The organism is Pseudomonas sp. SWRI179 (assembly GCF_014268705.1).
GTDB classification, from domain to species: Bacteria; Pseudomonadota; Gammaproteobacteria; order Pseudomonadales; family Pseudomonadaceae; genus Aquipseudomonas; species Aquipseudomonas zanjanensis.
On record NZ_JABWRA010000001.1, the window covers coordinates 132,302 to 146,435 of the forward strand.

10 protein-coding genes are annotated in these 14,134 nt (G+C 62.0%); 5 read left to right on the forward strand and 5 right to left on the reverse strand.

The window, feature by feature from the left end:
* The first annotated feature begins 160 nt into the window (after positions 1–160).
* Positions 161–1,180: a quinone-dependent dihydroorotate dehydrogenase gene (locus tag HU767_RS00575; RefSeq protein ID WP_186728183.1), complete on the forward strand. Its 1,020-nt coding sequence runs from the start codon at positions 161–163 to the stop codon at positions 1,178–1,180.
* A 354-nt stretch (positions 1,181–1,534) separates the two neighbouring features.
* Here HU767_RS00575 and HU767_RS00580 read toward each other — a convergent pair whose 3' ends face one another.
* Positions 1,535–1,750, reverse strand: coding sequence for a ribosome modulation factor (locus HU767_RS00580; RefSeq protein ID WP_003223300.1), 216 nt, complete (start codon positions 1,748–1,750; stop codon positions 1,535–1,537).
* A gap of 531 nt (positions 1,751–2,281) precedes the next feature.
* Between HU767_RS00580 and rlmKL the strand changes: the two genes are divergently transcribed.
* Positions 2,282–4,552, forward strand: a complete 2,271-nt coding sequence (gene rlmKL / locus HU767_RS00585; RefSeq protein ID WP_186728184.1) for a bifunctional 23S rRNA (guanine(2069)-N(7))-methyltransferase RlmK/23S rRNA (guanine(2445)-N(2))-methyltransferase RlmL — start codon at positions 2,282–2,284, stop codon at positions 4,550–4,552.
* A gap of 142 nt (positions 4,553–4,694) precedes the next feature.
* Positions 4,695–7,079 (forward strand): GGDEF domain-containing protein, encoded by a 2,385-nt coding sequence (locus HU767_RS00590; RefSeq protein ID WP_186728185.1) that lies wholly within the window; start codon positions 4,695–4,697, stop codon positions 7,077–7,079.
* 260 nt (positions 7,080–7,339) lie between these two features.
* On the opposite strand, the gene dacB is transcribed toward HU767_RS00590, so the two are convergent.
* Positions 7,340–8,806, reverse strand: a complete 1,467-nt coding sequence (gene dacB / locus HU767_RS00595) for a D-alanyl-D-alanine carboxypeptidase/D-alanyl-D-alanine-endopeptidase (protein ID WP_186705269.1) — start codon at positions 8,804–8,806, stop codon at positions 7,340–7,342.
* 232 nt (positions 8,807–9,038) lie between these two features.
* Between dacB and HU767_RS00600 the strand changes: the two genes are divergently transcribed.
* Positions 9,039–9,383: a YggL family protein gene (locus HU767_RS00600; protein WP_186705268.1), complete on the forward strand. Its 345-nt coding sequence runs from the start codon at positions 9,039–9,041 to the stop codon at positions 9,381–9,383.
* A gap of 162 nt (positions 9,384–9,545) precedes the next feature.
* Here HU767_RS00600 and HU767_RS00605 read toward each other — a convergent pair whose 3' ends face one another.
* The gene (locus HU767_RS00605; protein WP_003199555.1) at positions 9,546–10,736 is read right to left on the reverse strand and encodes a benzoate/H(+) symporter BenE family transporter; all 1,191 of its coding nucleotides are present in this window, start codon (positions 10,734–10,736) and stop codon (positions 9,546–9,548) included.
* A gap of 244 nt (positions 10,737–10,980) precedes the next feature.
* On the opposite strand from HU767_RS00605, the gene HU767_RS00610 reads away from it, so the two are divergent.
* Positions 10,981–11,745: a GntR family transcriptional regulator gene (locus tag HU767_RS00610; RefSeq protein ID WP_186705267.1), complete on the forward strand. Its 765-nt coding sequence runs from the start codon at positions 10,981–10,983 to the stop codon at positions 11,743–11,745.
* A 136-nt stretch (positions 11,746–11,881) separates the two neighbouring features.
* On the opposite strand, the gene guaD is transcribed toward HU767_RS00610, so the two are convergent.
* A complete protein-coding gene (guaD, locus tag HU767_RS00615) occupies positions 11,882–13,186 on the reverse strand; it encodes a guanine deaminase (protein WP_186728187.1) in 1,305 nt (434 codons plus the stop codon).
* A 20-nt stretch (positions 13,187–13,206) separates the two neighbouring features.
* Positions 13,207–14,043, reverse strand: coding sequence for a xanthine dehydrogenase accessory protein XdhC (gene xdhC / locus HU767_RS00620; RefSeq protein ID WP_186728189.1), 837 nt, complete (start codon positions 14,041–14,043; stop codon positions 13,207–13,209).
* Between the last annotated feature and the right edge of the window lie 91 nt (positions 14,044–14,134).

Genomic DNA, 14,134 nt, shown 5'->3' on the forward strand with positions numbered 1-14,134 from the left:
TGCAGGTTTTTGGCGCTTGCAACTATCAAATAGCGCTCCGACGCAAGGGCCGCAGCGTGTCGATACCCAGATCGAACCCGGAATCAAAGCGTCTCTCGCCGCTGACGCTCCTGCTCGGTATAATCCCGTCACTTTTTATCGCCCAGAGCCCACCCCACCCATGTACACCCTGGCCCGTCAGCTGCTGTTCAAACTTTCCCCGGAAACCTCCCACGATTTGTCCCTGGACCTGATCGGCGCGGGCGGGCGTTTGGGCCTCAACGGTTTGCTGTGCAAGGCGCCGGCGAAAGTGCCGGTGACGGTCATGGGCCTGGAATTCCCCAACCCGGTGGGGTTGGCGGCTGGCCTGGACAAGAATGGCGCGGCCATCGACGGCTTCGCGCAGTTGGGTTTCGGTTTCGTCGAAATCGGCACCGTCACGCCGCGACCACAGCCGGGCAATCCCAAGCCACGGTTGTTCCGCCTGCCGCAAGCCGAGGCGATCATCAATCGCATGGGCTTCAACAACCTGGGCGTCGATCATCTGCTGGCCCGTGTGGCCGCGGCCAAGTACAGGGGCGTGCTGGGCATCAACATCGGCAAGAATTTCGACACGCCGGTGGAGCGCGCCGTCGATGACTACCTGATCTGCCTGGACAAGGTCTACGCCCACGCCAGCTACGTGACCGTCAACGTCAGCTCCCCCAACACCCCGGGGCTGCGCAGCCTGCAATTCGGTGATTCCCTCAAGCAACTGCTGGCCGACCTGGCCCAACGTCGCGCGGAACTGGCGTTGACCCACGGCCGGCACGTGCCCCTGGCGATCAAGATCGCCCCGGACATGACCGACGAAGAGACCGCCCAGGTGGCCCAGGCCCTGATCGAGACGGGCATGGACGCGGTGATCGCCACCAACACGACCCTGGGGCGCGAAGGCGTCGAAGGGCTGGAGCACGGTGACGAGGCGGGCGGCTTGTCGGGCGCGCCAGTGCGTGACAAGAGCACCCACACGGTGAAGGTGCTGGCCGCTGAATTGGCGGGGCGCTTGCCGATCATTGCGGCGGGGGGGATCACCGAAGGCCGGCACGCCGCCGAGAAGATCACCGCCGGGGCGAGCCTGGTGCAGGTTTACTCGGGTTTCATCTACAAGGGGCCGGCGTTGATTCGTGAGTCGGTGGATGCGATTGCGGCGTTGGGGTGAGCCGGAGGTTAAAGTTCGGCGCTGACCCATTGTGGCGAGGGAGCTTGCTCCCGCTGGACTGCGAAGCAGTCCTGAACCCGGTTGGCACTGTTTTCCTGGATAACTTCGTGTCATGGTTTTGGGGCTGCTGCGCAGCCCAGCGGGAGCAAGCTCCCTCGCCACAATAATGTTCACAGCTCAGGCATTCGTAAGTGTCCATGAAGCTCAGGCACTCTCAGCGTTCATGAAACCCAGGCATTAAAAAGGGCTCCTCGAAGGAGCCCCCTGGGCCGTAGCCCGCCGCCCGGATGGGACGTGCGTGGTTAAATCGATTGGGATGTCAAATTGTCGAGTTCTTGAGTAATAAGCCCTGTGTCAGCCGACGGCGTGAAGTTCGTTGAGTCTGTGGATACCCGCAGTGCCGGTCATACCGTCCCAGTTGTCGCCGCGTCCTTCTCGCCAGCCATTGATCCAGGCTTGACGTACCGACGGTAGAGTAAAGGGGCAAAGCTCACGGGATTTACCACCAACGCCATATTGGTAACCACGCAAAAATGCTCTTTCCAACGGATCACGCTTAAGTCTTCTCATAGGGTGTTGCCCTCACTTGTTGACTGTTGCTTAGCGTCGACCTCTATCGAGGCCGGGGCAGAATCATTCTGCCGTTGGTGGCTCGTTGCCGGCGTGACGAGCCGAGGTGTTGACGCCGTTGCGACGTCAACCTGTGTTGAGTTCTAACCAAAGCGTCACAGGGATGGAATGATCGTTTTGTCATAAGCACGTAACAATAAAGATGTTAGGGCGATAAGTAACTTGATGTTCGTTGACCGCTTTTGAGCAAGACCCCTGTATGATCGGCCCTGCGCCAAAGGGGACTGGCTTTCCTTGAATGAGAATGTCCACCCGTTGCACTCGGGTACTATTCGACGAAAGGGTCGAATTTTCACAATTTGTTGCACAGAATTTTTTATCTGCCTTCGCATCTAAGCTCTTTTAACCTGAGCGGCGAGGGCGGCACGGCACACTTTCGTGCCACACGGGTGCTCTTGAGAAAAGCACCTGATTGAACCCGGCCCGGCAATGCGTTGCCCGGTCCACTTAGCCAAAGGCTCTGGAAATCCCATGTCCGATCGTTTCGAACTCTTCCTCACTTGCCCCAAGGGCCTCGAAGGCCTGCTGATCGAGGAAGCCGTCGGGCTTGGCCTTGAAGAGGCGCGCGAGCACACTTCGGCCGTGCGCGGCATGGCCGACATGGAAACGGCCTATCGCCTGTGCCTGTGGTCGCGCCTGGCCAACCGCGTGTTGCTGGTGCTCAAGCGCTTCCCGATGAAGGACGCCGAAGACCTGTACCACGGCGTGCTGGACGTCGACTGGCAAGACCACATGCTGGCCGATGGCACCCTGGCGGTTGAGTTCAGCGGCCATGGCTCGGGTATCGACAATACTCACTTCGGTGCCTTGAAGGTCAAGGACGCCATCGTCGACAAGCTGCGCACGCCATCGGGCGAGCGGCCGTCCATCGACAAGCTCAACCCGGACCTGCGTATCCACCTGCGCCTGGACCGCGGCGAAGCGATCCTCTCCCTCGACCTTTCCGGCCACAGCCTGCACCAGCGCGGTTATCGCCTGCAGCAAGGCGCCGCGCCGCTGAAGGAAAACCTCGCCGCCGCGATCCTGATCCGCGCCGGTTGGCCGCGCATTGCCGCTGAAGGCGGGGCGCTGGCCGACCCGATGTGTGGTGTTGGCACGTTCCTGGTGGAAGCCGGCATGATCGCCGCCGATATGGCACCGAACCTGCGTCGCCAACAGTGGGGCTTCACCGCCTGGCTCGGCCACGTGCCGGCGTTGTGGAAGAAATTGCACGAAGAAGCCACCGAGCGCGCCGCCGCCGGGCTGGCCAAGCCGCCGTTGTGGATTCGTGGCTACGAGGCCGACCCACGGCTGATCCAGCCGGGCCGCAATAACGTCGAGCGTGCGGGCCTGAGCGAGTGGATCAAGATCTATCAAGGCGAAGTCGCCACCTTCGAGCCGCGCCCGGACCAGAACCAGAAAGGCCTGGTGATCTGCAACCCACCGTACGGCGAGCGTCTGGGTGACGAAGCCAGCCTGCTCTACCTCTATCAGAACCTCGGCGAGCGCCTGCGCCAGGCGTGCCTGAACTGGGAGGCAGCGGTGTTCACCGGCGCGCCGGACCTGGGCAAGCGCATGGGCATTCGTAGCCACAAGCAGTATTCGTTCTGGAACGGCGCCTTGCCGTGCAAGTTGCTGCTGATCAAGGTGTTGCCGGACCAGTTCGTCACCGGCGAGCGTCGCACCCCGGAACAGCGCCAGGCCGAGCGTGAACAGGCCGCCTACGATCAAACCCCGGAAGTGCCACAAGAGCGCCAGTACAACAAGAACGGCAACCCGATCAAGCCGGCGCCGGCGCCAGCCCCCGTGGTCGAGCAGGCGCGGTTGAGCGAAGGCGGGCAGATGTTCGCCAATCGTCTGCAAAAGAACCTCAAGACGCTGAGTAAGTGGGCCAAGCGTGAAGGCGTGGACTGTTACCGGGTCTACGACGCCGACATGCCGGAATACTCCATGGCCATCGACCTCTACCATGACTGGGTACACGTCCAGGAATACGTCGCGCCGAAGTCCATCGACCCGGAAAAGGCCTCGGCCCGGTTGTTCGATGCCTTGGCGGCCATTCCCCAGGCACTGAACGTCGACAAGAGCCGCGTGGTGATCAAGCGCCGCGAGCGTCAGAGCGGCACCAAGCAGTACGAGCGCCAGAGCGCCCAAGGCAAGTTCACCGAGGTCAACGAAGGCGGCGTGAAGCTGCTGGTCAACCTCACGGACTACCTGGACACCGGGCTGTTTCTCGACCATCGGCCGATGCGCCTGCGGATCCAGAAGGAAGCAGCCGGCAAGCGTTTCCTCAACCTGTTCTGCTACACCGCGACCGCCAGCGTCCACGCTGCCAAGGGCGGTGCCCGCAGCACCACCAGTGTCGACTTGTCGAAAACCTACCTGGATTGGGCGCGACGCAACCTGTCGCTCAATGGTTTTTCCGACAAGAACCGCCTGGAGCAGGGCGACGTGATGGCCTGGCTGGAAGCCAGTCGTGACGAGTACGACCTGATCTTCATCGACCCGCCGACCTTCTCCAACTCCAAGCGCATGGAAGGTGTGTTCGATGTGCAGCGCGACCACGTCCAGTTGCTGGACCTGGCCATGGCGCGCCTGGCGCCGGGCGGCGTGCTGTACTTCTCCAACAATTTCCGCAAGTTCCAGCTCGAGGACAACCTTGGCGAGCGCTATGCAGTGGAAGAGATCACTGCCAAGACCATCGATCCGGATTTCGCCCGCAACGGCAAGATCCACCGCGCTTGGAAGATCATGGCGCGTTGAAGGCGATCGATTGGATCCACGGAGCCTTGTAGTTCAAGGCTTCTAGCCTCATTTAGGGACTGGCCAAAGTGATGGCGAATAGCTATAACTTAGGCTGTGTCCAGGGCTGTGCCTATGCCTGGTACCTTTGCGAGTTGTGTCTATGGCATTGCATCAGGTGCGCCCCAGGATCCTGGGCTTTATCAGCGAAGACGTGTCGGCCTGGCTGGTGGCTTCGCTGGTGCTGCTGGCCGGTACCTGCCTGACCGGTTTGCTGAGCTGGGCGATGATGAGCCTGTTCAACCAGCAATTGCACCAGCGCTTCGAATTGCAAGCCGAGGAACGCTTCAGCCGCATTGAGGAGCGATTCCAGGACCAGGAACAACGTCTCGATGGCCTGAGACGGTTCTTTGCCAATTCGGCAGGGGTTTCCAACGCGGAATTTCATGGCTACGTCGAACCGTTGCTGCGGCGCACCCTGGCCTTCGCCTGGGCACCACGGATCTTTCGGGAGCAACGACAATCCTTCGAACAAGTGACGCGGGACCAGGGGGGCGACTCCTTTGGCATCCGTGAGGTCGCCGATGGCGGCGGCCTGCGGCAGGCCGCCGAGCGGGACGAATACGTGCCGGTGCTGTACCTCCAGAGCCAGCCGCTTTCCATGTCCCCCCTGGGATTCGATCTGCTTTCCCATCCCTTGCGCCGGGCTGTGCTTGAACGGGCGCGCTCGCTTGGCACGATAGTAGTCTCGCAGCCACTGGATCTGATGGGGGTAGGCCCAGACTTCGCGCGTGGGGTGTTGCTGGTTGCGCCGGTCACCCGAGCCTCGGCCAAGGAGCCGTTCGGTTACGTGGTGGCGGGCATCAACATGCGTCAGTTGGTGGCTGACGGCTTGCCGGCCGCAGGTCATGACAACCTGTCGATGCGTGTCCTGGACCTATCCACCGACGACCGGGAGGAAGTGCTGTTCGATTCCCTTGACTCGCCGGGTGACAGTGACTTGTCGGCGACCCGCCTGTTGCGCCTGGCTGACCAGGACTACCGGGTAGAGTTGCGGCCCAGCCGGGTGTTCCTGTCCTCCAATCACTCGTCGGTGACGAGCCTGGCTGTGCTGGGCAGCCTGCTCAGCCTGCTGCTCAGTGCCTTGCTTTATGTGCTGGTCAGCCAGCGGCAGCGAGCCTTGGCACTGGTGGAACAACGCACCGGCGAACTGCGTGCCCGGGAGCAGGAGTTGCGCGGTACCCACGGCCAGTTGCGCGGTGTGCTGGATGCCGCGACCCAGGTGGCGATCATTGCCACCGACCTGCGCGGCGTCATCACCACTTTCAACGCCGGCGCCGAGCAGATGCTCGGCTACCCGAGCTGCGAGGTGCTGCAAAGCATGACCCTGGAGAGCCTGCATGTGCCGCGCGAACTCCAGGCCCGGGCCGCTCAGCTTGGCGCGCGCTTTGGTAAACCCATTCCTACCTGCCATGCGATGCTGCTCGAGGGCGGCGAGCAGGGTGGGCAGCAGGCGCGGGAATGGACCCTGGTGCGCCGCGATGGCAGTCACCTGACCGTGAACATGCTGGCCACGCCGATGCTCGATGAGCAGGGGCTGTGGGTCGGGCACCTGGCGATCTGCATCGACATCACCGAGCGCAAGCGCGTCCACGAAGCCCTGGCCGCCCGGGACCTGCTGCTCAAAAAGCTCAGCGCCCATGTCCCCGGGGGAATCTACCAATTCAGGATGGATTTCAATGGTCGCTTCAGTGTGATCTATGCCAGCGACGGCATCCGCGACATCTATGAATTGGAACCCGATGTACTGGTGCAGAACGCCGAGGCGATTTTCTCGCGTATTCATCCGTTGGACAGTACGCGCGTCCGCGCTTCGATCCGTGCTTCGGCCAATACCTTGAGCCCATGGCGGGAAGAGTACCGGGTGCAATTACCCTTGCGCGGGCTGCGCTGGGTGCGCGGCGAGGCCACCCCCGAGGAACTGCCTGGCGGCGGGGTGTTGTGGCATGGCTATATCTCGGATATTTCCGACCTCAAGCGTGTGGAAGAAGAGCTGCGGGCCTTATCCGTGACCGACGCCCTGACCGGCATTCGCAACCGCCGTTATTTCCAGGAACGCTTGACCTCGGAAATGGCCCGGGTCGAGCGCGGTTCCGGTGGGCTGGCGGTCATCATGCTCGACATCGATCACTTCAAGCGCATCAACGACCAGCACGGCCATGCGGTGGGCGACCGGGTGTTGCAGGCGTTCTGCCAGCGCATCATCCAACGGTTGCGCCGTACCGATGTGTTCTGCCGGTTGGGTGGGGAGGAGTTCGTGGTGCTGTGCCCGGACACCGACAGTGACAGCGCTTATTCCCTGGCGCTGGGGCTGTGGGAAGGCTTGCGGGCTGCGCCCATCGACGATGTCGGGGTGGTTACCGCCAGCTTCGGCATCGCCACCTGGCGCGCCGGGGAGGGCGCCGATGCGTTACTGCTCAGGGCCGACTCAGGCGTCTATGCGGCCAAGCAGGCCGGGCGGGATCGGGTCGAGACGCAGCTGGGGTAGCCAGGGGATATTGAGGTCAAAGTGTGGGAGCGGGCTTGCTCGCGAATGCGGCATGTCAGTCAACACAATGGTTGAATGTTGTACCGCCTTCGCGAGCAAGCCCGCTCCCACAGTTGATCTTCAGTGGGCACAAGATTTGTGTATGGCCCGATTCACTGTGGGAGCGAGCCTGCTCGCGATTCGGTCGGTCAGCAACATCGATGTTGAATGACATACCGCATTCGCGAGCAGGCTCGCTCCCACATGGGGTATGTGCTGGGTTAGAGCACCGAAGCCGTCTGTGGCAGTTTCGGCTGGCGGTACAGGTCCAGCAGCACCTGGTCCAGCACCGACGAAGCGCCCCATGGCTTTGGATCGTTGAGGATCGCCACCACTGCCCAAGTGTTGCCGTTGATGTCGCGGCTGTAGCCAGCGATGGCGCGGACGGTGTTCAGGGTCCCGGTCTTGACGTGGGCTTCGCCGGCCATGGCGGTGGTCTTCAGGCGTTTGCGCATGGTGCCGTCGGTGCCGGCAATCGGCATCGAACTGATGAACTCCGCCGAATACGGGCTGCGCCAGGCGGCTTGCAGCATCGCTGCCATTTCCCGCGCGCTGACCCGTTCGGCGCGGGACAGGCCGGAGCCGTTCTCCATCACCAGGTGCGGTGCGGTGATGCCTTTCTTCGCCAGCCACTGGCGTACCACCCGTTGCGCAGCCTTCGCGTCGTCACCGTCGGCTTCGTTGCGAAATTGTGCGCCCAGGCTCAGGAACAGTTGCTGGGCCATGGTGTTGTTACTGTATTTATTGATGTCGCGGATGATCTCCGCCAGGTCCGGGGAGAACGCCCGGGCCAATACCTTGGCGTTGCTCGGGGTCGTGGCCAGGCGGTCCTGGCCCTGGATGCTGCCGCCCAATTCCTTCCAGATGGCCCGCACCGCGCCAGCGGTGTAGGTGGCGTGATCGAGCAGTGACAGGTAGGTCTGGGAGCTGCAACCTTCACCGAGTTGGCCGCTGACAGTGACGGTCATGCTGCCATCGGCCTGGGCGACGGGGTTGTAGCGAACGCCGCCGGCACATTGCTTGCCGTTGATGGCCTTGACCACGTTTTCGATGCGAATGCTGGCAATCGGTGGCTCAACCGACACCAGCACCCGGCCGCCATCATTGCGAGCGACGAAGCGCAGGGCCTTGAGGTTGACCAGCAGCGAGTCGGGCTTGACCAGGAAGGGTTTGTTTTCGTCGTTGCCGTCGTCGTTGAACTCGGGCAGTTGCGGCTGGATGAAGAAACTGCGGTCCAGCACCAGGTCACCGGTGACCTGCTGGACGCCGTTGGCCCGCAGATCGCGCATCAACAGCCAGAGTTTTTCCATGTTCAGCTTGGGATCGCCGCCGCCCTTGAGGTACAAGTTGCCGTTGAGGATCCCGCCGCTCAGGGTGCCGTCGGTGTAGAACTCGGTTTTCCATTGATGATTGGGGCCGAGCATCTCCAGGGCCGCATAGGTGGTCACCAGTTTCATGGTGGACGCCGGATTGACCGAAACATCGGCGTTGTACAGGGTTGGCGTGCCGGGGCCGTTGAGCGGCACCAGCACCAGGGACAGGGCGTCGTTCTGCAGTTTGCTGGCCTTGAGGGCCTTTTGTACGTTGGGCGATAGGGCGGTGTTGATCGTGGCAGCGTGGGCGGTGACAGGGAGGGCCAGGGGAAGAAGAAGGCTGGCCAGAAGCAATGGACGCAAAGATTTGATCATTGAAATAAAACCCTACGGGCGAGGGGGAAAATACGAGGACATGAAAATGAACGTCCTCAACGGTCATGAAAGTGTCGGCATTATGCCCCAAGGCGCAACGGCATGTGCCGTGCCCAAGCCCAGCGAAGCGGTATTTTTTTACCAACGGTTAACGGACTTGCCCGATGAGTCGGGCAATCGACGCACCAAACTGGTAAAGTGCCGGCCGTTATTACTTATGAGGATTGTTCCAATGGCGACTAACCGTTCCCAGCGTCTGCGCAAAAAGCTGTGCGTGGATGAATTTCAAGAGCTGGGTTTCGAACTGAACCTGGATTTCAAAGAAGATCTGGCCGATGAGGCTATTGACGCTTTCCTCGACGCTTTCCTGAAAGAAGCCATGGAAGCCAATGGCCTGGGCTACGTCGGCGGTGACGACTACGGTCTGGTTTGCCTGCAGAAGCGTGGCTCGGTCACCGAAGAGCAGCGCGCTGCCGTTGAAGCCTGGCTCAAGGCCCGTCCTGAGCTGACCAGCGTTGAAGTCAGCCCGTTGCTGGACGTGTGGTACCCGGAAAAGCCGATCAATCCGGTCGCTTGATGGTCAGAAACCGGCAGCCCTTTTGGGTGCCGGTTTTTTTGTGCCTGCCATTTATGTGTTGCTTGCCAGGCAGCCTTCGCGAGCAAGCCCGCTCCCACAGTGGATATGTATCGCTCACATCGCCTTTGTGGGAGCGGGCTTGCTCGCGAAGCTTTTAAGCTCTCAGGCGCTACGCCAGTTCAGGATCAGCAACGTCAACACCCCCGCCACAATCCCCCAGAACGCCGAACCGATGGAGAACAGCGTCAGCCCCGACGCCGTGACCATGAAAGTGATCAGCGCCGCTTCCCGCTCCTTCACTTCGCTCATGGCGATGCTCAAGCCATTGATGATCGAGCCGAACAGCGCCAGGGCCGCGATGGACAACACCAATTCCTTGGGCAGCGCCGCGAACAACGCCGCCAGCGTCGCGCCGAATACCCCGGCAATCCCGTAGAAAATCCCACACCAGACCGCCGCCGTGTAGCGCTTGTTGCGATCTTCGTGGGCGTGGGGCCCGGTGCAGATGGCCGCGCTGATGGCCGCCAGGTTGATGCCATGGGAGCCGAACGGTGCCAGCAGCAGCGAGGCGATGCCGGTGCTGGTGATCAGCGGCGAAGCCGGCACGTTGTAGCCGTCGGCCCGCAACACGGCGATGCCGGGCATGTTCTGCGAGGTCATCGCCACCACGAACAGCGGAATGCCGATGCTGATGGTGGCTGCCAAGGAAAAGTGCGGCGTGGTCCAGACCGGCGTCGCGACTTCCAGGGCAAAACCGCTGAAGTCCAGCAGCCCCAGCAGGCCGGAAAGCGCTGTGCCGATCAGCAGTGCCGCGAGCACCGCGTAGCGCGGCGACAGGCGCTTGACGATCAGGTAGGTGAAAAACATCCCCAGCACCAGGCCGGTGCGATGCTGGGTGGCGACGAAGATCTCGCTGCCGATCTTGAACAGAATCCCCGCCAGCAACGCCGCCGCCAGCGAGGCCGGAATGCGCTTGACCAGGCGCTCGAAACTGCCGGTCAGGCCACAGATCGTCACCAGCACCGCGCAGGTTATATAGGCGCCGATGGCCTCGCCATAACTCACGCCGCCCAGGCTGGTGATCAGCAGCGCGGCGCCGGGTGTCGACCAGGCGATGGTGATCGGCGTGCGATAGCGCAGCGACAGCCCGATGGAGCACACCGCCATGCCGATGGAGATCGCCCAGATCCACGAGGAAATCTGCCCGCTGGTCAGCCCCGCCGCCTGTCCGGCCTGGAACATCAGCACCAGGGAACTGGTGTAGCCGGTCATCATCGCGATGAACCCGGCGACGATGGCCGAAGGCGAGGTGTCGGCCAATGGACGAAGTGGCGTGGTCGTGACTTCGGTCATGGTGGGCGGTGGTCCTTGTTGTAGATTATCTGGGCTTGATAGCCCCACAGATTTGCGGTTTAAAGCCTAAACTCAACCCCATCATCGATTGCAATACAGCCATGCCCGCAAACAGCCGTACAGTCGTGTTGCCATCAGAGGTTGTGTACAATCGAGCTGTTTTTTACGCGATACTTGCCAGCGACCCGCTGTGCCGTATTACAGTCACGGTCAATTCGCCGCAGTTCTCCCGACTCGAGTGCCCATGAACGAACAGTTGCAGCCCCTCAAGAAACAACCGCGAGCTGGTAAAACCGGCCGCAGCGGAACCCAGGACGATATTGTCTATGCGCACATCTTCGAGGCCATCCTCGAACAACGCCTGGCGCCCGGGACCAAATTGAGCGAAGAGGCGCTGGGGGAGATTTTCGGAGTCAGCCGCACGATCATTCGCCGGGCCTTGTCCCGCCTGGCCCACGAAGGCGTGGTGTTGCTGCGGCCCAATCGCGGTGCCGTGGTGGCGAGCCCGAGTGTCGAAGAGGCCCGCCAGGTGTTCATGGCCCGGCGCCTGGTGGAAAGGGCGATCACCGAGCTGGCGGTGCAGCACGCTACCGCCGAACAACTGGCTGAGCTGCGGCAGATGGTCAGCGACGAGCGCGACAGTTTTTCCCGGGGCGACCGTGGCGCCGGCATCCGTTTGTCGGGCGAGTTCCACCTCAAGCTGGCCGAAGCGGCGAAGAACGCCCCGCTGATCAGTTTCCAGCGCAGTCTCGTGTCCCAGACGTCGCTGATCATCGCGCAGTACGAAAGCGGCAACCGGTCCCACTGTTCCTACGACGAACACACCCAATTGATCGACGCCATCGAGGCCCGCGATGCCACGCTGGCCGTGGACCTGATGATGCATCACATGGACCACATCGACAGCAAGCTCAACCTCGACGAGGAAAGTGCGTCGGATGACTTGCACGCGGTGTTCTCGCATCTGTTGCAGAGCAAGAAGCCGGGGCGGTCGACGGCCAAGCTCTGAAGGTTGAATCAGTCATACCGAGTCGCGCCCTTCGCGAGCAAGCCCGCTCCCACATTCGACCGTGTTGTCATGACATACGCGGATCAAATGTGGGAGCGGGCTTGCTCGCGAAAGCGGTGTGACAGGCGAATGAAATCTAGCGCTGATGCACCAACCTGCCAGCCGCATAAGTCTGCGCCACCGTCCGGTCATCCCCCAGCGTCATCAACACGAACAACCGTTCGGCAATGTCCTTGGCCTGCTTGAGGCGATAGCTCAGCAGCGGCGTGGCGTTGTAATCCAGCACCAGGAAGTCCGCGTCCGTCCCCGGTTGCAACGTGCCGATCTTGTCCTCCAGGCGTAGGGCCCGGGCGCCGCCGAGGGTGGCCAGGTACAGCGACTTGAACGGGCTCAGCCGCGCGCCCTGCAATTGCATCACCTTGTAGGCTTCGTTCAGGGTGTGGAGCAGCGAAAAACTGGTGCCGCCACCGACGTCGGTGCCCAACCCGACGTTCACCTTGTGCTTCTCGGCCATGGGCAGGTTGAACAGGCCGCTGCCGAGGAAAAAGTTCGAGGTCGGGCAGAATGCGATGGCCGACCCGGCCTCGGCCAGCCGCGCACATTCGTCATCGCATAAATGCACGCCATGGGCGAACACCGAACGCTCGCCAAGCAGTTGGTAGTGATCGTAGACGTCCAGGTAGCCCTTGCGCTCCGGGAACAGCTCCTTGACCCACTGCACTTCCTGCAGGTTCTCGCTGATGTGGGTCTGCATGTACAAGCCGGGGTATTCCCCCAGCAATTGACCGGCCAGGGTCAGTTGTTCCGGGGTGCTGGTGGGAGCGAAGCGCGGGGTCACGGCGTAGTGCAACCGGCCCTTGCCGTGCCAGCGCTCGATCAGCGCCTTGCTCTCGGTGTAGCTGGATTCGGCGGTGTCGACCAGGTAGTCCGGGGCGTTGCGGTCCATCATCACCTTGCCGGCGATCATGCGCAGGTCGAGCTTCTGGGCCACTTCGAAAAACGCGTTCACCGACTCCGGATGCACGCTGCCGAACACCAGGGCGGTGGTGGTGCCGTTGCGCAGCAGCTCCTTGACGAAAATATCCGCCACCGCATCGGCGTGGGCCTTGTCGGCGAACTGGCTTTCGCAGGGGAACGTGTAGGTGTTGAGCCAATCCAGCAATTGCTCGCCATAGGCGCCGACCATGCCGGTTTGCGGCAGATGGATGTGGGTGTCGATCAAACCTGGCGTGATCAGTGCGTCCGGGTAATGGGCGATGTCGATGTCCGCCGCCAGGGTCGGCAACAGGTCATGGGCGTGGCCGATGGCGCTGATCTGGCCGTTCTCCACCACCAGCAGTCCGTCTTCGAAATATTCATAGGACGCTTCGATACCCACTTCGGCCGGATCGGCGAGGCTGTGGAGCAGGGCGGCGCGGAAGGCTTTGCGTGTCAGGGGCATGGTCTGTCTCGATAAAGGGATTAACGCTGGCTGCGGCGCGAAGCTGGCAGCAACTTGGCAATCGGTTCGGCGCGCACGGTGTGCTGGCCGAAATCGGCGTTATAGGTGGCGATGATTTCGCCGGCGATGGAGATGGCGATTTCCACAGGCAACTTGCCTTTGACTTCGCCGATACCCATCGGGCAACGCATGCGTTGCAAGGTGCTGCTATCAAAACCACGATCACGCAGGCGATGCTCGAACTTGACCCGCTTGGTCTTCGAACCGATCAGGCCGAAGTAGGCAAAGTCGTTGCGCTTGAGGATCGCGGCGCTCAGCTCCAGGTCGAGCTGATGGTTGTGGGTCATGACGATGCAGTAGCTGCCGGCGGGCAATTCATCGACTTCATCCAATGGCTCTTCGGCCACGATCTTGCGCACGCCATGGGGCAAGTGTTCGGGGAACTCCGCTTCTCGCGAGTCGATCCAGCGCACCTTGCAGGGCAGGCTCGCCAGCAGCGGCACCAGGGCGCGGCCGACATGGCCGGCGCCGAACACGGCGATCTGCGCCTGGACCTGGCCCATGGGTTCGAACAGCAACACGGTGACGCCGCCGCAGCACTGGCCCAGGCTCGCGCCGAGGCTGAAGCGCTCCAGGTGGGTGTTCTGCTGGCCGCTGGCGAGCATTTGCCGGGCGATCTCCATGGCCTTGTATTCCAGGTGTCCGCCACCGATGGTATCGAACGTCTGGCTGGCGCTGATGACCATCTTCGAACCGGCGTTGCGCGGGGTGGAGCCGAGTTCTTCGATGATCGTCACCAGCACGCAGGGTTCGCCGCGGGTTTGCAGGTCGGCGAGGGCGCTGATCCAGTTGTACATATTCACCTCGACATCTCTGTTGTCTGTTCAACCACCTTCGCGAGCAGGCTCGCTCCCACATTTGGATCGCGGTTTCCTGTGGGAGCGGGCT

What these genes read in the sequence shown, in the direction of transcription:
- HU767_RS00575 (WP_186728183.1), top strand. Translation starts at nt 161, where the DNA reads ATGTACACCCTGGCCCGTCAGCTGCTGTTCAAACTTTCCCCGGAAACC.
- HU767_RS00580 (WP_003223300.1), bottom strand. Translation starts at nt 1,750, where the DNA reads ATGAGAAGACTTAAGCGTGATCCGTTGGAAAGAGCATTTTTGCGTGGT.
- rlmKL (WP_186728184.1), top strand. Translation starts at nt 2,282, where the DNA reads ATGTCCGATCGTTTCGAACTCTTCCTCACTTGCCCCAAGGGCCTCGAA.
- HU767_RS00590 (WP_186728185.1), top strand. Translation starts at nt 4,695, where the DNA reads ATGGCATTGCATCAGGTGCGCCCCAGGATCCTGGGCTTTATCAGCGAA.
- dacB (WP_186705269.1), bottom strand. Translation starts at nt 8,806, where the DNA reads ATGATCAAATCTTTGCGTCCATTGCTTCTGGCCAGCCTTCTTCTTCCC.
- HU767_RS00600 (WP_186705268.1), top strand. Translation starts at nt 9,039, where the DNA reads ATGGCGACTAACCGTTCCCAGCGTCTGCGCAAAAAGCTGTGCGTGGAT.
- HU767_RS00605 (WP_003199555.1), bottom strand. Translation starts at nt 10,736, where the DNA reads ATGACCGAAGTCACGACCACGCCACTTCGTCCATTGGCCGACACCTCG.
- HU767_RS00610 (WP_186705267.1), top strand. Translation starts at nt 10,981, where the DNA reads ATGAACGAACAGTTGCAGCCCCTCAAGAAACAACCGCGAGCTGGTAAA.
- guaD (WP_186728187.1), bottom strand. Translation starts at nt 13,186, where the DNA reads ATGCCCCTGACACGCAAAGCCTTCCGCGCCGCCCTGCTCCACAGCCTC.
- xdhC (WP_186728189.1), bottom strand. Translation starts at nt 14,043, where the DNA reads ATGTACAACTGGATCAGCGCCCTCGCCGACCTGCAAACCCGCGGCGAA.